Source organism: Caballeronia sp. LZ028 (assembly GCF_031451415.1).
Classification (GTDB): Bacteria; Pseudomonadota; Gammaproteobacteria; order Burkholderiales; family Burkholderiaceae; genus Caballeronia; species Caballeronia zhejiangensis.
In genome coordinates this window covers 156206-176767 of sequence record NZ_JARUXN010000006.1, presented here as the reverse complement: position 1 = coordinate 176767, position 20562 = coordinate 156206, and the positions used below count along the sequence as shown (strand labels likewise).

13 protein-coding genes and 1 pseudogene are annotated in these 20562 nt (G+C 65.7%); 8 read left to right on the top strand and 6 right to left on the bottom strand.

Annotated features, from left to right (window positions below):
• Positions 1-36: 36 nt before the first annotated feature.
• The gene (locus QCE58_RS30805; RefSeq protein ID WP_250522662.1) at positions 37-2394 is read left to right on the top strand and encodes a type VI secretion system Vgr family protein; all 2358 of its coding nucleotides are present in this window, start codon (positions 37-39) and stop codon (positions 2392-2394) included.
• A 219-nt stretch (positions 2395-2613) separates the two neighbouring features.
• Entirely contained in the window at positions 2614-5199 is a 2586-nt protein-coding gene (acnB, locus tag QCE58_RS30800) for a bifunctional aconitate hydratase 2/2-methylisocitrate dehydratase (protein ID WP_250522663.1), read from the top strand.
• 135 nt (positions 5200-5334) lie between these two features.
• Here acnB and QCE58_RS30795 read toward each other — a convergent pair whose 3' ends face one another.
• From QCE58_RS30795 to QCE58_RS30785, 3 genes and pseudogenes are all read right to left on the bottom strand, one after another.
• Positions 5335-5622 (bottom strand): hypothetical protein, encoded by a 288-nt coding sequence (locus QCE58_RS30795; RefSeq protein ID WP_008345819.1) that lies wholly within the window; start codon positions 5620-5622, stop codon positions 5335-5337.
• Positions 5603-6121, bottom strand: coding sequence for a DUF2778 domain-containing protein (locus QCE58_RS30790; RefSeq protein WP_250522664.1), 519 nt, complete (start codon positions 6119-6121; stop codon positions 5603-5605). Before QCE58_RS30790 ends, QCE58_RS30795 begins: the two co-directional genes overlap by 20 nt.
• Before the next feature lie 16 nt (positions 6122-6137).
• Positions 6138-6621 (bottom strand): annotated as a pseudogene (locus QCE58_RS30785) (Hcp family type VI secretion system effector).
• 189 nt (positions 6622-6810) lie between these two features.
• On the opposite strand from QCE58_RS30785, the gene bluB reads away from it, so the two are divergent.
• From bluB to QCE58_RS30770, 3 genes are all read left to right on the top strand, one after another.
• Complete coding sequence (gene bluB / locus QCE58_RS30780; protein ID WP_008345813.1) at positions 6811-7464, top strand: 5,6-dimethylbenzimidazole synthase; 654 nt, start codon at positions 6811-6813, stop codon at positions 7462-7464.
• A 97-nt stretch (positions 7465-7561) separates the two neighbouring features.
• Positions 7562-7933, top strand: a complete 372-nt coding sequence (locus tag QCE58_RS30775) for a YciI family protein (protein WP_008345811.1) — start codon at positions 7562-7564, stop codon at positions 7931-7933.
• A complete protein-coding gene (locus QCE58_RS30770) occupies positions 7930-9180 on the top strand; it encodes an RNA polymerase sigma factor (RefSeq protein WP_250504437.1) in 1251 nt (416 codons plus the stop codon). The genes QCE58_RS30775 and QCE58_RS30770 overlap by 4 nt, the downstream gene beginning before the upstream one ends.
• Here the strand turns inward: QCE58_RS30770 and gspD are convergent.
• From gspD to QCE58_RS30755, 3 genes are all read right to left on the bottom strand, one after another.
• The gene (gspD, locus tag QCE58_RS30765) at positions 9163-11220 is read right to left on the bottom strand and encodes a type II secretion system secretin GspD (RefSeq protein ID WP_250522665.1); all 2058 of its coding nucleotides are present in this window, start codon (positions 11218-11220) and stop codon (positions 9163-9165) included. The genes QCE58_RS30770 and gspD overlap by 18 nt on opposite strands.
• Positions 11221-11573: 353 nt before the next feature.
• Positions 11574-12047, bottom strand: a complete 474-nt coding sequence (locus QCE58_RS30760; protein WP_008345806.1) for a hypothetical protein — start codon at positions 12045-12047, stop codon at positions 11574-11576.
• Between the two features lie 330 nt (positions 12048-12377).
• Entirely contained in the window at positions 12378-12842 is a 465-nt protein-coding gene (locus QCE58_RS30755) for a diacylglycerol kinase (RefSeq protein ID WP_008345804.1), read from the bottom strand.
• A gap of 346 nt (positions 12843-13188) precedes the next feature.
• Between QCE58_RS30755 and bcsB the strand changes: the two genes are divergently transcribed.
• The 3 genes from bcsB to QCE58_RS30740 are packed head-to-tail and all read left to right on the top strand — an operon-like array spanning position 13189 to position 20552.
• Positions 13189-15441 carry a cellulose biosynthesis cyclic di-GMP-binding regulatory protein BcsB gene (bcsB, locus tag QCE58_RS30750; RefSeq protein ID WP_250522666.1) on the top strand — a complete coding sequence of 751 codons (2253 nt, stop codon included), beginning with the start codon at positions 13189-13191 and terminating at the stop codon, positions 15439-15441.
• 3 nt (positions 15442-15444) lie between these two features.
• A complete protein-coding gene (gene bcsZ / locus QCE58_RS30745; RefSeq protein WP_250522667.1) occupies positions 15445-16602 on the top strand; it encodes a cellulose synthase complex periplasmic endoglucanase BcsZ in 1158 nt (385 codons plus the stop codon).
• Positions 16599-20552: a cellulose synthase subunit BcsC-related outer membrane protein gene (locus QCE58_RS30740; RefSeq protein ID WP_250522668.1), complete on the top strand. Its 3954-nt coding sequence runs from the start codon at positions 16599-16601 to the stop codon at positions 20550-20552. Before bcsZ ends, QCE58_RS30740 begins: the two co-directional genes overlap by 4 nt.
• Positions 20553-20562: the final 10 nt, after the last annotated feature.

Below are 20562 nucleotides of genomic sequence, written 5' to 3'. Positions count from 1 at the left end.
CGAAGCGCGTCGGCTGAGCGCGAGGCCGGTGCGCCGATGGCCAGCAACGATGCCGTAGCGCAGAAGCCGTTCGCGAGCGTCGACACGCCGCTCGGCGACGACCTGCGCTTTCTGAGCCTTTCCGCGCGCGCGGAACTCGGGCGCATGCCACGCATCGAGTTGACGCTCGTCTCGAAGCGCGCGGACCTCGACTTCAGCCGCATCCTCGGCAAGCGCGTGAGCGTGTCGCTCAACGTGCCGAAAGCGAAGCCGCGCGTGTTCGCCGGCTATGTCGTGGGCTTCCGGCAAACCGGCATGCGCGGACGGCTCCACATCTACGAGGCGGCGGTGCGGCCGTGGCTGTGGCTGCTCTCGCGGCGCAGCAATTGCCGCATCTTTCAGAACAAGACGGTCGAAGAGATCGTGAAGGCCGTGTTCGCCGATCCCGTCTACAAAGGGCTCGAATTCGGCGAGATCAAATGGAAGGCGAGCACGCGCGCGCATCCGCCGCGCGAATACTGCGTGCAGTATCGCGAATCGGACTTCAACTTCGTGAGCCGGTTGCTCGAAGACGAAGGCATCTACTACTGGTTTCAGGACAAGGATGGCAAGGAGTCGCTGATCCTGACCGATACGCTCGCCGCGCACGAGAGCGTCGCAGGCTGCGAATCGCTGCCGTACGGCGCGGTGCAGGCGGCGGCGCCCGACATCGAATTCGTCAGCGAGTGGCGCACGCATCACGCGATCGAAACGCATAACTGGCTGCTCACCGATTACGACTTCAAGCACCCGTCGCGGCCGCTGCAGAAGCAGGCCGCGAAGCACATGCAGGGCTTCGACGCGTTCTCCGGGCTCGAACATTTCGACTATCCGGGCGGCTATGTGGAAGCGGATCACGGCGAGAGCCGCGCGAAGTCGCGTGCGGACGAATGGCGCATCGAAGGCAGCGTGCCCGACGATCCCGGCATCAACTGGCATCAGGTCGAGGCGCGCACCAACAGCAAGAACGTGCGCGCGGGCGCGCTGCTCAAGCTGACGCGGCATCCGCGCGCGGACCAGAACACGCAATATCTCGTGACGCGCACGCGTTACGAGATCGAACTCGCCGATTACGAAGCCTTCGACGGCGCGCAGGCGAATCGCTGCGAATGCTGGTTCTCCGCGATCGACGCGAAGCAGGCGTTCGCGCCCGCCCGCACGGCGCGCAAGCCGTTCGTGCAGGGACCGCAGACGGCGGTCGTGGTCGGGCCGGACGGCGACGAAATCTACACCGATCAATATGGCCGCGTGAAAGTGCAGTTTTTCTGGGACCGGCAGGGCAAGCGCGACGAGAACAGTTCGTGCTGGATCCGCGTATCGCAGCCTTGGGCGGGGAAGGGCTGGGGCGCCATCGCGATTCCGCGCATGGGCCAGGAAGTGATCGTCGATTTTCTCGAAGGCGATCCCGACCGGCCGATCATCACGGGACGCGTCTACAACGCCGAACAGATGCCGCCTTACGATCTGCCCGCGAACATGACGCAGTCGGGCATCAAGAGCCGGTCGAGCAAGGGCGGAAGCGGCGCGAACTGCAACGAACTGCGTTTCGAGGACAAGAAGGGCGCCGAGCAGGTGCTCATTCATGCCGAGAAGAATCAGGACATCGAAGTCGAGAACGACGAGACGCACTGGGTCGGGCATGACCGCAAGAAGAACATCGATCACGACGAAACGACGGTCGTCAAGCACGACCGCACCGAAACCGTGGGCAACAACGAGAAGATCGACGTCGTGATGAACCGCACGGAAACGGTCGGCGTGAACGAGAGCATCACGATCGGCGCGAACCGCACCAAGACCGTGAAGGCGAGCGAGACCGCGACGGTTCTCCTGCAACGCACGCACAGCGTGGGCATCAACGAGACGATTACCGTCGGCGCGGCGCAGGAGGTGACGATCGGCGCGTTCCAGGTGGTGACGGTCGGCGCCTATCACACGGAGACGATCGGTGCGAGTCAGACGGTCAGCGTCGGCTCCGGCCAGACTGTCACGGTGGGTTCGGATCAGACCGTGAGCGTCGGCGGCAACCAGGCGACGAGCGTAACGGGCGATCAGTCGCTCAGCGTCGGCGGCGGGCAGACGGTGTCGGTCGCGAAGGACGCGAGCGAGTCGATCGACGGCGCGCAGTCGAGCACGGTGGCGAAAGGGCGCACGACGTCCGTCGGCGAGGATGACGCGCTCAAGGTGGGCAAGACCCTCACGATCAACGCGGAAGAATCGATCAGTCTCGTTACGGGCGATGCCAGCATCGTCATGAAGAAGGACGGCACGATCCAGATCAAGGGCAAGGACATCAGCGTCAAGGGCAGCGGCAAGATCAGCGTGACGGCGGATAGCGACATCGTGATGAAGGGAAGCAAGATTCTTCAGAACTAGCGCGCCATGGTTCCCGTTTCGAACGGCGATGCGATGACCGTTTCGATATGGCCCAACACGACCGGCCTTCCCGCGTCCGGCAAGTCTTATATAAGACATAAGACATAAGACGTTTGACGCAACGCAGCGTCGCAATTAGAATAGCGGGCAACGCAGTGCCCAGAACATCCCGGCTTGTTTGCAAAGCCTTCACTGAAACGCAAAGGCAACGGTCCCCCCATGCTGGAAAACTTTCGTGCTCATGTAGCCGCGCGCGCCGCGCTCGGCATTCCTCCGCTGCCGCTGACGGCGCAGCAGACCGCCGAACTGGTCGAGCTGCTGACGAACCCGCCCGCAGGCGAAGAGCAGGCTCTGCTCGATCTCATCACCAACCGCGTGCCCGCCGGTGTGGACGAAGCCGCGCGCGTCAAGGCGGGCTTTCTTGCCGCCGTGGCCAAGGGCGAGACCGCCTGCGCGCTGATCTCTCGCGCGCGCGCCACCGAGCTGCTCGGCACGATGCTGGGCGGCTACAACATTCAGCCGCTGATCGAATTGCTCTCCGACGCCGAAGTCGGCACGGTGGCAGCGAACGCGCTGAAGAAAACCCTGCTGATGTTCGACCAGTTCCACGACGTCAAGGAACTGGCCGACAAGGGCAGTGCCAACGCGCGCGCCGTGCTGCAAAGCTGGGCCGACGCCGAATGGTTCACGAGCCGTCCGGAAGTGCCGCAGAGCCTGACCATCACCGTGTTCAAGGTGACGGGCGAAACCAACACCGACGACCTCTCGCCCGCGCCGGACGCCACCACGCGCCCCGACATCCCGCTGCATGCGCTCGCCATGCTGAAGAACGCGCGTCCCGGCATCACGCCGGAAGAAGACGGCAAGCGCGGTCCGGTCAAGTTCATCGAATCGCTGAAAGAGAAGGGCCATCTGGTCGCGTATGTGGGCGACGTGGTCGGCACGGGTTCGTCGCGCAAATCGGCCACCAACTCGGTGCTGTGGTTCACGGGCGAAGACATTCCGTTCATCCCGAACAAGCGTTTCGGCGGCGTGTGCCTGGGCGGCAAGATCGCGCCGATCTTCTACAACACGATGGAAGATGCCGGCGCACTGCCGATCGAACTCGACGTGTCGAAGATGGAAATGGGCGACGTCGTCGAACTGCGTCCGTACGAGGGCAAGGCGCTGAAGAACGGCGAAGTGATCGCCGAGTTCCAGGTCAAGTCCGACGTGCTGTTCGACGAGGTGCGCGCCGGCGGCCGCATTCCGCTGATCATCGGCCGCGGACTGACGGCGAAGGCGCGTGAAGCGCTGGGTCTGGCTCCGTCGACGCTGTTCCGCCTGCCGCAGCAGCCGGCTGACAGCGGCCGTGGCTTCTCGCTCGCCCAGAAGATGGTCGGCCGCGCGTGCGGTCTGCCGGAAGGCCAAGGCGTGCGTCCGGGCACGTATTGCGAACCGAAGATGACCTCGGTCGGCTCGCAGGACACCACCGGCCCGATGACCCGCGACGAACTGAAAGACCTGGCGTGCCTCGGCTTCTCGGCCGACCTCGTGATGCAGTCGTTCTGCCACACGGCGGCTTATCCGAAGCCCGTCGACGTGAAGACGCATCAAACGCTGCCGAACTTCATCAGCAACCGTGGCGGCATCGCGCTGCGTCCGGGCGACGGCGTGATCCACTCGTGGCTGAACCGCATGCTGCTGCCGGACACCGTCGGCACCGGCGGCGACTCGCACACGCGCTTCCCGATCGGCATCAGCTTCCCGGCGGGCTCGGGTCTCGTCGCCTTCGCGGCCGCCACCGGCACGATGCCGCTCGACATGCCGGAGTCGGTGCTCGTGCGCTTCAAGGGCAAGATGCAGCCGGGCGTCACGCTGCGCGATCTCGTCAACGCGATCCCGCTGTACGCGATCAAGGCGGGCACGCTGACCGTGGCCAAGCAGGGCAAGAAGAACATTTTCTCGGGCCGCATCCTCGAGATCGAAGGTCTGCCGGATCTGAAGGTCGAGCAGGCGTTCGAACTGTCGGATGCATCCGCCGAGCGTTCGGCCGCCGGTTGCACAGTGCATCTGAACAAGGAACCGATCATCGAGTACCTCAACAGCAACATCACGCTGCTGAAGTGGATGATCGCGCAGGGCTATCAGGACCCGCGCAGCCTGCAGCGCCGCATCAAGGCTATGGAAGCATGGCTCGCCGATCCGCAACTGCTGCAACCGGATGCCGATGCCGAATACGCCGCCGTCATCGAAATCGATCTGGCCGACGTTCACGAGCCGATCGTGGCCTGCCCGAACGATCCGGACGACGTGAAGACGCTGTCGGACGTGGCCGGCGCGAAGATCGACGAGGTGTTCATCGGTTCGTGCATGACGAACATCGGTCACTTCCGCGCGGCGTCCAAGCTGCTCGAAGGCAAGCGCGACATTCCCGTCAAGCTGTGGGTCGCGCCGCCGACCAAGATGGACCAGAAGCAACTGACGGAGGAAGGTCACTACGGCGTGTTCGGCACGGCGGGCGCGCGCACCGAAATGCCGGGCTGCTCGCTGTGCATGGGCAATCAGGCGCAGGTGCGCGAAGGCGCGACGGTTATGTCGACGTCGACGCGCAACTTCCCGAATCGTCTCGGCAAGAACACGAACGTGTATCTCGGCTCGGCGGAATTAGCGGCCATCTGCTCGCGCCTGGGCAGAATTCCGACGAAGGAAGAGTACATGGCCGACATGGGCGTGCTCAACGCCAATGGCGACAAGATCTATCAGTACATGAACTTCGACCAGATCGAAGACTTCAAGGAAGTCGCCGACACCGTGCAGATGTAAGCGTGCTGTCGGGCTACGGCGAGCGGTTTCGTCGTAGCGTCGCGCAATGGCGCCGCGGGCTGAATGCCCGCGGCGCTTTTTTTTTTTTGCGCGAGGGTCGTCGAATGGATTACCTCATATGTGCGCGCCCGTTTTCTACGCGCGTTCACTTCTTCGCCCCGTATGTCGGCGACGCCAGAGTTTCATGATGACCTTATAGGCGACGATGGCCACAAGCAGGTCGAGCGCCGCCATAGAGAACACGTAAAGACCATCATAGTCACGGACACCGAGCCAGTCGGAGACACCGATTAAAATTTCCTGTTGCCGCAGCGTCAGCGGCGTCGGATAGGTATGTACGTAGCGAGTCGCGAGCAGAAATAGCCCAATAAACAGCGCGGATTTCAGCGAAAGGATCGCCACCCTACGGGCAAGTGTTGCCAATGGTAATCACCTCGATTACGCCATATGCGCGTAAGCCGCTGGCACCGACGGGCACTGTTGGCGATTGCAAGAGAGCCTGCCGCAGCCTTTGAAAATCCGCAACGCTTTGAAGCGTAATGCAGCCGAACGACACACCCGAACCGCCGATCGGATGAAGGCGAAAGTTCCCTCTATTAACGCCGTTCACCCAAGTCCAATCATCGATCAGTCCGTCATCGCGGTAGAGTGCGAACCATTCGCCGTGATATGACGGACGTCCGGCCACAGTATTCAACGTATCCTTGGCCCATGCATATAACTGCGAGCCAATCCCGCCAGTAGGTCTATCGACGATCCAGTAACGACCGGAAGGGATCGGGCCTTTATCGACCACCGCCGTGCAGCCCCCCCGATTGCGATAGGCTTTATCGCCGGAAAACGCCTGAAACGCCCCGACACCAGCCATGACAAGCGTCAGCATCGGCGCATTATCGACCACGAACTTGCCCTGCAGAGCCATCTCGTTCCCCCCGAGCCTAGCGTTCCGTCCACGCGTCGGAGAACTTGATGTTGCCGTCCAGGTAGTGCCAGGTGATGTTGTCATACATGAGCGATACGGCCTCGACGTGATTGAGCTGGCTCATGCTGGCGATCTTCGTGTTCGCGAAACCGGGATGAACGCCGGCCACTTTCACGCCCTCCAGCAGCATCGTGAAGTAGTTTTCCTCCCGGCCCGCGTCATTGATCCGATAGAACCTGATCTCGGCAGATCGAAGGGTTTGCCCCTTTGGCAACCGCTTTGTACAGATACGGGCTGGCCGCATCGAACTCTTTTTCGATCGACATGGGCGCGTGTATGCGCGTGCCGGTAATCCTGCCGGCGTTGCCATCGACCGGAAGCGTCAGGCCGTGTCCAAAGCCGATGATCTCGATGCTGCCCTCGCGCCCTTGCACGGAGACACTGCCCTTGATCGGCGAACCGCCATCGTCCTTCAGCCACATGTATGCGGGAATCGGCATGGTTGTTTCGCTTAATTCGTTGGGAAGCCGAAACAATGGAGCAAGACACATCAACAGCGCAATACGCTTTTTCTTAACAAGGTCGATTGAGCGGCGAAGTAGACAGCGCATGATTTTGTCGCCGTCGCGGACGAAAACGAGCCGCCCCGATATCATCCCCAATCCATCAGCCCAACCCTGCCGACATCCATGGAAAAAGCTTTCAGCGACGCCGATCGCGAAGCCGTCTACCGCGCGATCCGCGAGCGTCGCGACATGCGTCACTTCGTCGGCGATCCGGTGTCGCCGCACGTCATGCAGCGCCTCATCGACGCCGCGCTGCACGCGCCGAGCGTCGGCTTCATGCAGCCGTGGCGCATCCTGCGCATTACCTGCGCGAACCTACGCGCGCGGTTGCGCGATGCGGTCGAACGTGAACGCGTGCTGACCGCCGATGCGCTCGGCGAACGCCGCGATTCGTTCATGCGGCTCAAGGTGGAAGGATTGCGCGAGTGCGCCGAAGTGCTGGTGATGGCGCTGATGGACGGCCGCGAGCATCATGTCTTCGGACGGCGCACGCTGCCCGAGATGGACCTCGCTTCCGTCGCGTGCGCGATCCAGAACATGTGGCTCGCGGCGCGTGCCGAAGGGCTGGGAATGGGCTGGGTCTCGCTGTTCGATCCCGTGGAAGTCGCCGCGCTGCTCGACATGCCCGCCGGCGCGCGGCCCGTGGCCATTCTTTGCGTCGGGCATGTCGAACGCTTCTACGATGCGCCGATGCTCGAAAGCGAGCGTTGGGCGGCGCGCCGTTCGACAGAGGAATGCGTCTTCGAGAATACGTGGCCGTCTCGGAAGGACGGATGAATTTTTTCGCGATATCTGTCCATCGGCGCACGGCCCGCGCGTCATCGTGATGGCGCCCGGATGATCCGGCCGCATCGACCTTGTGACGGAGGCTCACATGCACTATCTGCTGATGATCTATTCGGACGAAAACCGCTGGAACCAGATGACCGACAGCGAGCGGCAGCAGGGCGTCGCCGCGTATCAGGCGTACACGGAATCGTTGAAGAAGGCGGATGCGCTCGTCGGCGCGAACCGGCTGCAGCACACGAGCACGGCCACGACGGTGCGGCTCGTCGACGGGAAACCGCAAGTGCTCGACGGGCCGTTTTCCGATACGAAGGAGCAGCTCGCCGGCTATTACCTGATCGACGTGCCCAATCTCGACGCGGCGATCGCGTGGGCGTCGCGCTGTCCCGGCGCGGCGCACGGCCTCATGGAAGTGCGTCCGGTGTGGACCGCGCCTTACGATGCGCCATCCGCCGGATGAGCGAGCCCGCTGACGGCGCAAGCGCGGTAGCGGAATTGGTCGCGCGACGCAGTTACGGCAAGCTCGTCGCGCTGCTGGCGATGCGTACGCGCGACGTCGCCGCAGCCGAGGACGCGCTCGCCGACGCGTTCGCGGCCGCGCTCGCGGACTGGCCGAAGCGCGGCTGCCCGGCGAATCCCGAAGCGTGGCTGATGACGGTGGCGCGCCGCCGGGCGATCGACGGCGCGCGCCATCGCCGGGTCGGTGAAGACGTCGCGCATCAACTGACGATTCTCTCCGGCGAAATCGACGAGCACGAAGCCGGCGCATTGCCCGACCGGCGGCTCGGGCTGCTGTTCGCGTGCACGCATCCCGCGCTCGAGGCCGCGATCCGCACGCCGCTGATGCTGCAAGTGGTGCTCGGGCTCGAAGCGAAGACGATCGCTTCCGCGTTTCTCATGTCGCCCGCCGCGATGAGCAAACGCCTCGTGCGCGCGAAGAACAAGATCCGCGAAGCCGGCATTCCGTTCAGCGTGCCGGAGCGCGAAGACTTGCCGGGCCGTCTCGACGCGGTGCTCGAAGCCGTGTACGCGGTGTATGCCGAAGGATGGACGGATCCGCTCGGCGGCGATGCCGCGCGGCGCGATCTGACCGGCGAGGCGCTGTTTCTCGCGCATCTGCTCGTCGACTTGCTGCCCGATGAACCGGAGACGCTCGGCCTTCTTGCGCTGATGCTCTACGCCCAGGCGCGATGCGACGCTCGACGCGATGCGGCCGGCGACTACGTGCCGCTGTCGGCTCAGGATCCGTCGACATGGAACGCGCCGATGATCGACGCAGCCGACAGGCTGCTGCGGCGCGCGAACGCTTTCAACGCGATCGGACGGTTTCAGCTGGAGGCCGCGTTGCAGTCGGCGCATGTGCATCGCTGCCGCACGCATCGGCCGAACTGGGACGAGATCGTGCAGCTCTACGATGCGCTGTTCGGGATCGCGGCGTCGCCGGTGGTGGCGGTGAACCGCGCGCTCGCGCTGGCGGAACGCGACGGCGCGCGGGCGGCGCTCGATGCGCTCGCGCCCTACGCGGACGATCCGCGCCTCGCCGACTATCAGCCGTATTGGGCGGCGCGCGCCGATCTGCTCGCTCGCGTCGGCGCGACGGACGAGGCGCTCGCCGCCTACGATCTCGCGATCGGACTGGAGCGCGATCCGGCGGTGCGCCGGTTCTTGCAGCGCAGGCGCGCCGCGGTGTCAGCGGGCGGGCGATGAACGCTCGGTTCCAGGCGTCGCGGGCTGCGCCGCGTTTCGCACATGCGTCAGATCGACCACGTTGGTTCCGTCGCCGTGATCGTATCCATCGATGTGGGGCAGCGCCGGCACGGTGTCGTCCTTCTCCAGCCAGTTGTCGCTCTTGTACGTGGCCGAGCGCGCCTGCATGTAGCCGTAGCGATCCGCGGCGATCGCCTGAAGCTGCGACGCGTCGCGAACGATCACCGGCCTCAGGAAGATCAGAAGGTTCGTCTTCTGCCGGCTTTTCGTCTCGTGCCTGAATAGCGATCCGAGCACCGGAATCTTCGAAAGCCACGGGATTCGGGAATTGCCGTTCGTGTAGTTGTCGCTGATCAGTCCGCCGAGCACGACGATCTGGCCGTCGTCCGCGAGAATGGTCGTCTGCAGCGAGCGCTTGTCGATGCTGTAGCCGCCCGCCTGATCCGCCGTGCCGTTCTGCACGCTCGAATCTTCCTGATAGACCTGCAGCGTCAGCGTTCCGCCCTGATTGATCTGCGGCTTGACGTTCAGCATCACGCCGACATCCTTGCGGTCGTACGTGTTGAACGCCGATACCGATGACGAGCTCGTCGTGTTCGTCGAATAAGACCCGGACTCGATGGGAACATTGGTGCCGACGAGAATGCGCGCCTCGTGATTGTCGAGCGTGACGAGGCTCGGCGTCGACAGCACGTTGACATCCGAGTTCGACTGCAATGCGCGGAACAGGCCCTTGGTGCCGAGGATATTGCCGAATCCCGCGACCAGGCCGACGTTCGTCGTGGTCGCGGCGACGGACTGCAGCCCCGCAGCCGTCAGCCATTCGATGCCGAATTCGCCTTCCTTGTCGGAAGCCACTTCGATGATGAGCGATTCGATATACACCTGAACCTTGCGCTGATCGAGCCGCGCTATCACGGTGGCGAGGTTTCTGAACACCGGTTCGGGCGCGGTGATGATGAGCGAATTCGTGGACACGTCCGCGACGACTTCGCCGCTTCCTTGCTCGTCCTTGTCATCGCCCGAGCGCGATTGCATCCCGCCGAAAGGGCTTTTCGAGGAAGACGCCGACGATGACGTCGCGCTCACCGACGATGCCGAATCCGTGCCGCCCGGCAGCGGCGGCAGCGTGCCGTTGCTGCTCGGAAGCCCCGACGAGCTTTGATTGCCGCCGCCGTTGCCCGAGCCCGATTGCGAATCGCCGCCGCCTGTCTGGCCGAGAATCCGTCGCAGCGTCTTGGCAATATCGGTGGCGTCGGCGTTGCGCAGGCTGACGATATGAATGTTGCCCGGCGCGCGCGTCGGCGTGTCCAGCTTGACGATCAGCGATTCGGCGTCGGACAGCCGCGCGGCGCCGCTCGACCGAAGCACGACCGCGTTGCTTCTCGCGTCCGGCGTGACGACGACCTTCTGCGTCGGATCGCTGTTGCCGATGCCGTTCAGATCCAGCAACTTCTGCGCTTGTTGTGAGACGGCCGTCGCATCCGCGAAATTGAGCTGCACGACCGCGATATGCGGGCTCGACGCCCCTTCGATGCCCGCGATGATCGACGCGATCCTGCGCACGTTATCCGCATAATCGGTCACGATCAGCGTGTTGTTGCTCGGGTTGGCGGCAATCGTGTTGTTCGGGGAAATCAGCGGCCGCAGCGTCGGCAGGATACTGTTCGCGGACTCCCTGCGAAGCTGAAATACCTGCGTGACGATCTGATCGCCCTTCGCGACAGGCTGACTGCCGACATAGGTCGGCACGCCCTGAACCTTCGCTTCCGATTCCGGCACGACCTTGAGTACGCCGTGATCCTGCAATAGCGCGAAGCCCTGCATACGCAATGCGGATTGCAGCGTCTTGAGCGCTTCGTCTTCGGGAACCGGATTCTCGGAGACGAGATCCAGTTGTCCCTTCACGCGCGGATCGACGATGATCGTCTTGCCCGTGGCGAGTCCGATCGCGCGCACGACCTCGTTTATATCGGCATGCGAAAAATTCATCACGACGGCGGCGAACGGCACACGCGGATACGCAACGAGGAAAGTCATCCCCGCGACGAATGCGGTTCTTGCAAGAGATCGCGACAGGGCGCGGCGAAAACGGTCTTGGATCGGGAGAGTTGTCAAATCGGCGGGCGATGTAGTTGGCTTCAGCGCAGACAGGAAATACACGCAAAAAAGCGCGCTGCGGGGACTATACGTGCCGTTCGATGACTAAAGGACTACAGGTAAGGTTTCGATAGGATTGCAGATCCGTTCAAGGCGCGCGATGACGTTCCACTATCACAAGATGTTTCGCAATCCTTCTTTAGAGCGAAGGCACTCGCACCGATCGACGACACAACCTGTTTCCCGGAGAAATAGTTGGTAAGAAGATCGTCGCGTGCGAGTGCCGGGCGCGCTTACTTGGCCGCGCCGACGAGCTTGAACGAGTCGAAAGCGGGATCGATGGGCGTGTGGCCGATATGCGTCAGCGCTTCCGCGACGAGCGGCTCGCACGCGCTGTAGTCGGAGTTCATGCTGTCGACGTGCGCCTGGGGAAAGTTCACGGACAGCACCTTGCCGCCCCAGCGTTCGGTGGTCGCGGTCATGCTGCACTTGCCGGCGCCGCCGATCTTCAGATCGAGCAGGATCACGTTCATTTCGAACGCCGCATCCGAATTCGAGAAGTTCCACTGCATCACCATGCGGTCGCCCGGCGTATTCGTATCCACGAGTTTCATCGTCTTGTCGGGAATGCCGACCGCCGCGACGAGATCGAGAACATTCGATCCGATGAGCGCGCCGGAATCGCTGCGCGCCTCATGTGTCCGGTAAGCCGCGCATCCGGAAAACAGCGTCACGAACAGCAGAAAAATCAGGGTAAAAGGCCGCACGACAACTCCTCCGTCGAAGTAGATGGAATCCCGCAATTGGAAGAAATGCAGAGTGGGCGCCGTGAAAACGGGCGCGCAGACGGGAACCAGCAAGAAGGCGACCCAGGCGGCCGCGCGGCGCGTTTGTCTCTCGCCGATTGCCTTTCGGAATATTTCGCGGCGGTCCGCGTGAGGTATTAACTACCGCTTCATCAACGTCCATCGGGCAAAGTCGCCGCGACGGGCATCAAGAATCCGCTTGCGCCGCCGACATATCGTGCATGGCCTCCGGTGCCACACACGAATAGCCCACGCGAATTGCGAGGCTCATCACCGCCGGACGCCGCAACGTCAAAGATGCGCGCGCAGCCAGTCCCATGCGAGCGGCCCGCAGATCACGCCCCACGTAAGCAAGCCGATGACGATGGCCACCGTGACCGCCGCGCTGCCGCAGTCCTTGGCGCGTCCGGAGAGTTCGTGACGTTCGAGCGAAATGCGGTCGATCGCCGCCTCGATGCTCGAATTGATCAGCTCGACGAGCAGCACGAGCAGCACCGAGGCCGCGAGCAGAACGCGCTCGGCGGCGCCCACGGGCACGGCGAACGCGATCGGCAGCAGCACGGCCGCGACGCACACCTCCTGGCGAAACGCGCTCTCCTCGCGCCAGGTCGCGGCGATGCCGTCGCGCGAATGGCGCAACGCGAAAAGGCCGCGCAGCAGGCCGCTGCGCTTGACTGCGGGCTTCGCGATCCGCTCGGCGTGGCCGGATTTTTCGGATGCGGAAGACGTAGCGGATGAAGAACGGGATCGAACCATGTCGCGATGTGGCGCTTTTTTTGATGAAGGACGGCTGAGGTGATACAAATTGTCACAAATTATGCTACTGTTGCGTCCGCTTTTCAGCGGCAAAGGCGCGTCATCGCACAGACCGGCGCGATGAACGCAGCAGCCGCGCGACCGCACCCGCGTCGCGGATCACGCACGCCCCGACGCCTCGCTTCGTGCATCGCACGCTTACCCCGATTCTTTCCCGCTCTTGCTGCATTCGTCCCGGTTGCCGCGCGCGCCGCTCGCCTGGCGACCCGATTGTCGTTGCGCCTCCGTCACGATGCCATAGCCGGCAGCGCGGCGCGCGGCCGTGAATTCCGTAGCTGACTCGCCGATGAAACCAGTCGTCTCGTTCTGCCTCTCGCTGGCGATGGCCGCCAGTGCGCTTTTCGCCGGCGTCTGCGCCGAAGCGGCGCCGCCGGCCGTCAATCCGGACGCCGCTGCCAGCGCCGACGCCGGCTCGATCCACGTCCCGTTCTCCGCGCTCGGCGCGTATCAGCCGATGCATCTGCGCGGCCTCGAAGATACGCGCTCGATCGTGCTCGGCGTGCGGCTCGACCGCGTCGTGACCGGCGCGCGCCTGCGTCTGCGCTACACCTACTCGCCCGCGCTCCTGTTCGCGCTGTCGCACGTCAAGGTGTCGATCAACGGCGAAGCGATCGCCACCGTTCCGTTCGACAAGGAGCACGCCGGCGCGATGCTCACGCAGGACATCCCGCTCGATCCGCGCCTGCTCACGGACTACAACCAGTTCGGGCTGCGCTTCATCGGCCATTACACGCTCGATCATTGCGAGGATCCGGCGAACACGGCGCTGTGGGCCGACATCAGCCCGACGAGCGAATTCATCCTCGACACCGCGCCGATCAGGCTGCCGAACGATCTCGCGCTGCTGCCCGCGCCGTTCTTCGATGCGCGCGATGTGAGCCGTCTCACGCTGCCGTTCGTGCTGCCCGCATCGCCGGACAGCGCGACGCTCAAGAGCGCGGGCGTGCTCGCGTCGTGGTTCGGCGCGCTCGCGGATTACCGTCAGGCGCGCTTCCCGGCGATGAACACGCTGCCCCCGAACGACCACGCGGTCGTCGTCGGCACGCGCGCGCAATTGCCGGCGGGTCTCGCGCTGCCCGATATCGACGGGCCGACGATTCTCGTCGCCGACAATCCGGCGTCCAAGGATCGCAAGCTGCTCGTCGTGACCGGCCGCAACGGCGCCGAAGTCGACGATGCCGCGTATGCGCTCGTGCTCGGCCGCACGGCGATGTCCGGCGATGCGGCGAAGGTCGCGCATGTCGACATCGGCCAGCCGCGCGAACCGTACGACGCGCCGCGCTGGATGCCGACGAATCGCCCGGTGCAGTTCAAGGAACTCGTCGACGACGTGTCGCAGCTTCAGGTCGCGGGCAGCGAGCCGGAGCCGATCCGCCTGAACCTGCGTGTGCCCGCCGATCTGTTCTCGTGGAACAGCGTCGGCGTGCCGCTCAACCTCAAGTACCGGTACACCGCGCCGACGGTGCAGAACAACTCCGCGCTCGCCATCGACATCAACGAGCAACTCGTGAAGTCGTTCCGGCTGCCGCCCGCCAAAACCGATGACACGCAAGGCCGCCTGCAATTGCCGCTGCTTTCGGGCGCGCCGGGCGGCACGGCCAACGCGCTGGACATTCCGGCGTTTCGCGTCGGCAGTTCGAACCAGCTGCAATTGCGCTTCAACCTCGATTCGCAGAAGCAGGGCCTGTGCGCGGGCGTGCCGACCAACCCGGCGCGGGCGGCGGTCGACCCGGATTCGACCATCGACTTCTCCGGCTTCGTGCATTACGCGCAACTGCCGAATCTCGCGTACTTCGCGAACAGCGGTTTTCCGTTCACGCGCTACGCCGATCTGTCGCAGACGGCCATCGTGATTCCCGCGCGTCCCGCCAATGCCGAGATCGAAGCGATGCTGACGATGCTCGGCCACATGGGCCAGTGGATCGGCTTTCCGAGCCTGCGCGTGACCATCGCGCGTCCGGACGATGTGCCCGCGCTCGCGCAGAAGGATCTGCTCGTGATCGGCGGCGCGCCGTCGTCGCCGGTGTTTTCGCGCTGGCACGATGCGCTGCCGCTGTCGATAGCGGGTTCGGCTGCGGGAACGCCGTCGAAGGAGGGCATCGCGCGGGCGTCGTTCTCGGTCGGCGAGCATTGGCGCGATGGCGCGCGTGTCACGCACGGCGGCGCATCGCTGGATCAGAACGGGCCGCTCGCGGCGCTGATGGGCTTCCAGTCGCCCGGAACGAAGGGGCGCAGCATCGTCGCGCTCGCGGCGACCGGCGACGGCCATCTCACCGATCTGCTCGACGTGCTCGAACGCGCGGATCGCCTGTCGCAGATTCAGGGCGATGTCGCGCTCGTGCGGCACGGCGGCGTGGACAGCGCGCGCGTCGGCGAGACGTATGTCGTCGGCTACGTGCCGTGGTACGCGAAGCTGTGGGGCCACGCGATCCGTCATCCGGCGCTGCTCGGCCTCGCCGGCGCGCTGGCGGGCCTGCTGCTCGCGATCGCGGCGTTCGCGGCGCTGCAGGAACTGGCCGCGCGGCGCCGGGGTATCTGAGCGATGAAGGCTTCGGGGGTAAAGCGCGCGATCGTGTCCGGCGCGCTCGTCGTGTTCGGCGCGAATGCAGCAGCGACGGATTCGGCGTCGCCATCGGCGTGCATGGATTCGTGGCCGCGCTGGGACGCCTTCAAACGCGACTTCATTTCGAAGGAAGGCCGCGTGATCGACGTCGGTTCCGCCGACGAGCGCACGGTCTCCGAAGGCCAGTCCTACGCGCTTTTCTTCGCGCTCGTCGCGAACGACCGCGCGAGCTTCGACACGATTCTCCACTGGACCGAAGACCGGCTCGCGCGGGGCGATCTCACGTCGCGCCTGCCCGCGTGGCTCTGGGGCCGCGACGACGCCGGCACGTTGCGCGTGCTCGACGGCAACGCGGCGTCCGATGCGGACTTGTGGATCGCCTACGCGCTCCTCGAAGCGGGCCGCGCGTGGGGCGAGCGCAGCTACACGGCGCGCGGCGCATCGCTTGCGAAGCGCGTGCTCGACGAGGAAACGGCCACGCTGCCCGGCCTCGGCCTCACGCTCTTGCCCGGACCTCTGGGTTTTCATCCGTCAGCCGATACGTGGCGCGTCAATCCGAGCTACGCGCCGCTGCAGGTGATTCGCGGCATCGGCGCGAGCCTGCCCGATGACGCGCGCTGGACGCGGCTCGCGGCATCGAGCGCACGCATGCTGATCGAAACCGCGCCGCAGGGCTTCGCGCCGGACTGGGCGCTGTATCGCGCGAACCGGGGTTTCGAGCCCGACGAAGAGACGCACGCCGAAAGCGCCTATAACGCGATCCGCGTGTATCTGTGGGCGGGCATGCTCGCATCCGACGATGAAGCGCGCGCGCGCCTCCTCGCGCATTTCGCGCCGTTCGCCGCGTATATCGACGCGCACGGCGCGCCGCCCGAGCGCATCGACACGCGCGACGGCAAGCCCGGCCCGAACGACGGCAACGCGGGTTTCTCCGCCGCCGCCGTGCCGTTTCTCGACGCCATCGGACGCCCCGAACTCGCGGATGCGCAAGCGGCGCGCGCGGCGGGGGCATCGGCGCCGGGGTACTACACGAGCGTGCTGACGCTCTTCGGCCTCGGCTGGCGCGAGGGCCGCTATCGATTCGCGGGCGACGGAACGTTGCGCACGGCGGCATCGGCATGCGGAGCGGCGAAATGAAGCGCGCGCCCCGGACGAAGGCGACGTTGCTGCGCGCGGCGCTGATGTCGGCGAGCGTCGTGTGCGCGACGCAGACGCATGCCAGCGAGGCATCGACGGACGCGCTCGCCGAGCGTCTTTACGGCACCGCGCGCGCGTGGGCCAACAAGCATCGCGACGATCTCGCGTTGCAGGCGATCGACAAGGCGCTGCTCATCGCGCCGGACGATCCGCGTCTGAACGCCGAGCTCGTGCGTATCCAGTTGCGGCTCGGCCAGGCGCAGAAGGCGCAGGCCACGCTCGCGCGCATGAAAACGCGCGCGCCCAATGCGGCGCTCACGCAGCAAGTCGACGACGAATATCGCGTCGCGGTCAGCGGCCGTCAGGAAATGGCGGCGATCCGCCTGCTCGCACGCAGCGGCCAGTCGGACGAGGCCGCGCGCCGCGTGAGCGCGCTCTTTGCGCACGGCGCGCCGTCGGGCCCGCTCGGCGCGGAGTACTACCAGATCATCGCCGCGACGCCCGCGCGACGTGCCGAAGCGCTCGCGGCCTTGCACCGGCGCATCGCGGACGATCCCGCCGACGTCGATTCCGCGCTCGTCCTCGCGCGTCTGCTCAACAGCAGCGACGCGACCCGCGCCGAAGCGAACCGCATCGCATGGAATCTCGCCACGCGCACCGACACCGACCGCAACACCGCGCTCGACGTCTGGCGTCACGTACTGCAATCGGCGGGCGCGGACACGGCATATCGGCAGGCGCTGCGCGCGTACCTCGAACTCGTGCCCGACGACACCGAGTTCAAGGATCGCGCCGATCTGCTCGACGCGCGCATCGAAGCGCAGCGCAAGCTCGAACGCGATCCCGATTACATCGCCCGGCAGCGCGGTCTGGCGGCGCTCGCTCGCGGCGACCTGAACGCAGCCGCGCCGTTGCTCGCGCGCGCGGCGGCGGCCCGTCCGGACGACGCGGAAGCCGTCGGCGGATTCGGTTTGCTGCGCATGCGCGAAGGCAATCGCGACGAAGCGCGCGCGCTGTTCGAACGCGCGGCGTCGCTCGCGCCGGACAACCGTGCGAAGTGGCTGGGCCTCGCGCGCACGGCGCGCTTCTGGGGCACGCTCGCGCACGGCCGCGACGCCGCGAACGCAGGCAAGCCGAAGGACGCCGAACGCTACGCGCGCGAGGCGCTCGCCATCGAGCCGGATAGCGCCGATGCCAAGCTGCTTCTCGCCGATGCGCTGCTCGCACAAGGCGACTGGCGCGCCGCCGAACCGATGCTGCGCGCGCAGCTTGCGGGCCGCGAGCCGAGCCTGTCGGCGCTGAAGAGCACGCGTGCGCTGCTCGAATCGACCGGACGCGCCGATGAAGTCGAGCCGCTCATCGCCGCGCTGCAAAGCCGTTTCACCGCCGCCGACGATCGCCAAAGCCTGAGCGCGATGCGCGCCGATATGGTCGCGAACGAGGCGCAGCAACTCGCCGCGCGCGGCCAGAACGGGCCGGCGGCGCAGAAATACGAGGCGTCGTTGCGCATCGAGCCGGATCAGCCGTGGACGCGCTTCGCGCTTGCGCGGCTGTATCGGGATATCGGTTTGCCGCAGCTCGGCCGCGCCGTGATGGACGACGGCCTCGCGCGCTCGCCGAACGCCGCGCCGATGGCTTACGCCGCCGCGCTGTATCGCAATTCGATGGACGATCTGGCGGGCGCGCGCGCCGCGCTCGATGCCGTGCCGCAAGCCGATCGCACCGACGCCATGCGCGCGCTCGCCCGCAATCTCGACGCGCAACAGTCGCTCGCCGATGCCCGCGCCGCCTTCGCGCGCAACGACGCCGACGCCGCCGCCGCCGCGCTCGATCGCGCGCAAGCGCTGGCCGCGGACGATCCCAACCTGCTCGCGTCGATCGGTGCGCTGTATATCGATCGAGGCGACGCGGAGCGCGGCCTCGCGCTGCTGCGCGACTGGATGGCCACGCATCCCGAAGAAACCGATGCTGACGTGCGCCTGCGCTACGGCGATCTGCTCGGCGGCGCGCGTCGCGAAGATGCGCTGTCGCAGACGCTCGCGCAAGTGCGCGCCGAGCCGAAGCTCACGCCGCGTCAGCAAGAGCGTCTGGAGGATCAGGCGTTGCGCAGCGTGCTGCGTCAGACCGACGATGCCATCGACGCCGCCGATTACGCGCGTGCGCGCCGTCTGCTCGATACCGTGAGCGACGCAGGCAAGCGCGACAAGCGCTACGCGTTCGAGCTCGCCGATCTCGCGCGCGCGCAGGGCGATTACGACAGCGCACGCGCCGCGCTCGCGCCGATGCTCGCGGCATCGCCCGACGATCCCGAAACGCAGCTCATGCTCGCGCGCGTGCTCGACGACAGCGGCGGCATCGGCGCGCGCAAGGAAGCGCTCGCGATCGTCCGCCGCGTCGCGGATGCCGCGCCGCCCGACGACATCGACACGCGCCTCTCTGCCGCGCGCCGTTTCGCCGCGCTGCGCCGTCCGCTCGATGCGCAGGCGCTGACGCAGCCGCTACGCGTCGCCTATCCCGAACGCGCGGACGTCACCGTGCAGGCGGGACGCGTCGCGGAAGACCTCGGCGAGTACGAGCAGGCGGCGTCGCTGTATCGGCTGTCGATGGAGCAGGAACGCGCGTCGGGCATCGCGCCGGCGTTCAGCGTGCCGGCGGGCTCGGCACGCGCGACCCCCGCAACGTCCGCCACGCCCGCGCGATCCGCACTCGACGATCTCGATCAGCGCCGCAATCCCGAAGTCGAAACGGCGTGGATACCGGCGTACAAGTCCGGCGATGCGGGCGTGTCGCAGTATCACGCGCAGCAGGTGCCGCTGTACGTGCAGATTCCGTATCGCTACGACGGGCATTTCTTCGTGCACGCGGACGCCGTGCATCTCGACGCGGGCACGCTCGACGTGAGCGGACTCACCGATCAGGCCGGCGCTTCGGCGCCGAGCCTGCCGTACACCATTCAGACCTTCGGCACGAACGCGGGCTTCTACGACGGCACGGCGGCGTCGGCGAACGCGCTGCGCCAATATCTGACGAACTCGCCCGTCACGACCGGCGATCTGCATCAGCACGCGAACGGTCTCGGCGGCGGCTTCGGCTATCTGTCCGATGCGTGGCGCGTCGATCTCGGCTCGACGCCGATCGGCTTTCCGGTGCATTACCTCGTCGGCGGCGCGCGCTACAAGTTCGATGCAGGTCCGGCGAGCCTGTCGATAGCGGCGTCGCGGCGTGCGGTCACGAGCAGCGAGCTGTCCTACGCCGGTCTCACCGATCCGCTCACGCACGTCGTCTGGGGCGGCGTGCGGCGCGACGGCATCGACCTGCATGTGAGCGTCGATGTCGGCAGGACGAACGTATTCGCCGATATCGGCGTGGCCGAGCTGAGCGGGCGCAACGTCGCGAGCAATCAGGAATTCACGCTGCGCACGGGCTTCACCGTGCCGGTGTATCGGCGCGCGACGATGCGCGTGCAGACCGGCCTCGTCGGCAATGCCTGGCATTACACCGACAACCTGCGCTACTACACGTTCGGGCAGGGCGGCTATTACAGCCCGCAGCGCTATCTGTCGCTCGGCGTGCCGATCGAATGGATGGGCAAGCGCAACGGCTTTACCTGGGACATCGCGGCGACCGCGGGCGTCTCGAATTCGTACGAGAAGAGCTCGCCGTATTTCCCGAACGGCCTGCCGGCGGTAGCGGGACTCTCGCCGGTCGATACGGGCAGCCTGATTTATCCCGGCGGCTCGACGCGTGGCGTGAGCTTTTCGTACGGACTCGGGGCGACGGTCGAATATCGGCTGAATCCGCAACTGGCGCTGGGCGCGCGCGTGTCCATCGACCATTCGCACGACTATGCGCCGAGCGCCGGGATGATCTACGCGCGCTTCGCGTTCTCGCCGCGCAAGGACGATTACCGCATCAGCCCGCAGCCGGTGCGGCTCTATTCGAGTTATTGAGGAACGGATT

Bases quoted from the DNA above. Each gene is read 5' to 3' on its own strand.
- bcsZ (WP_250522667.1), top strand. From the start codon at position 15,445: ATGAAGGCTTCGGGGGTAAAGCGCGCGATCGTGTCCGGCGCGCTCGTC.
- acnB (WP_250522663.1), top strand. From the start codon at position 2,614: ATGCTGGAAAACTTTCGTGCTCATGTAGCCGCGCGCGCCGCGCTCGGC.
- QCE58_RS30790 (WP_250522664.1), bottom strand. From the start codon at position 6,121: ATGGCTCTGCAGGGCAAGTTCGTGGTCGATAATGCGCCGATGCTGACG.
- bluB (WP_008345813.1), top strand. From the start codon at position 6,811: ATGGAAAAAGCTTTCAGCGACGCCGATCGCGAAGCCGTCTACCGCGCG.
- gspD (WP_250522665.1), bottom strand. From the start codon at position 11,220: ATGACTTTCCTCGTTGCGTATCCGCGTGTGCCGTTCGCCGCCGTCGTG.
- QCE58_RS30740 (WP_250522668.1), top strand. From the start codon at position 16,599: ATGAAGCGCGCGCCCCGGACGAAGGCGACGTTGCTGCGCGCGGCGCTG.
- QCE58_RS30755 (WP_008345804.1), bottom strand. From the start codon at position 12,842: ATGGTTCGATCCCGTTCTTCATCCGCTACGTCTTCCGCATCCGAAAAA.
- QCE58_RS30770 (WP_250504437.1), top strand. From the start codon at position 7,930: ATGAGCGAGCCCGCTGACGGCGCAAGCGCGGTAGCGGAATTGGTCGCG.
- QCE58_RS30805 (WP_250522662.1), top strand. From the start codon at position 37: ATGGCCAGCAACGATGCCGTAGCGCAGAAGCCGTTCGCGAGCGTCGAC.
- bcsB (WP_250522666.1), top strand. From the start codon at position 13,189: ATGAAACCAGTCGTCTCGTTCTGCCTCTCGCTGGCGATGGCCGCCAGT.
- QCE58_RS30775 (WP_008345811.1), top strand. From the start codon at position 7,562: ATGCACTATCTGCTGATGATCTATTCGGACGAAAACCGCTGGAACCAG.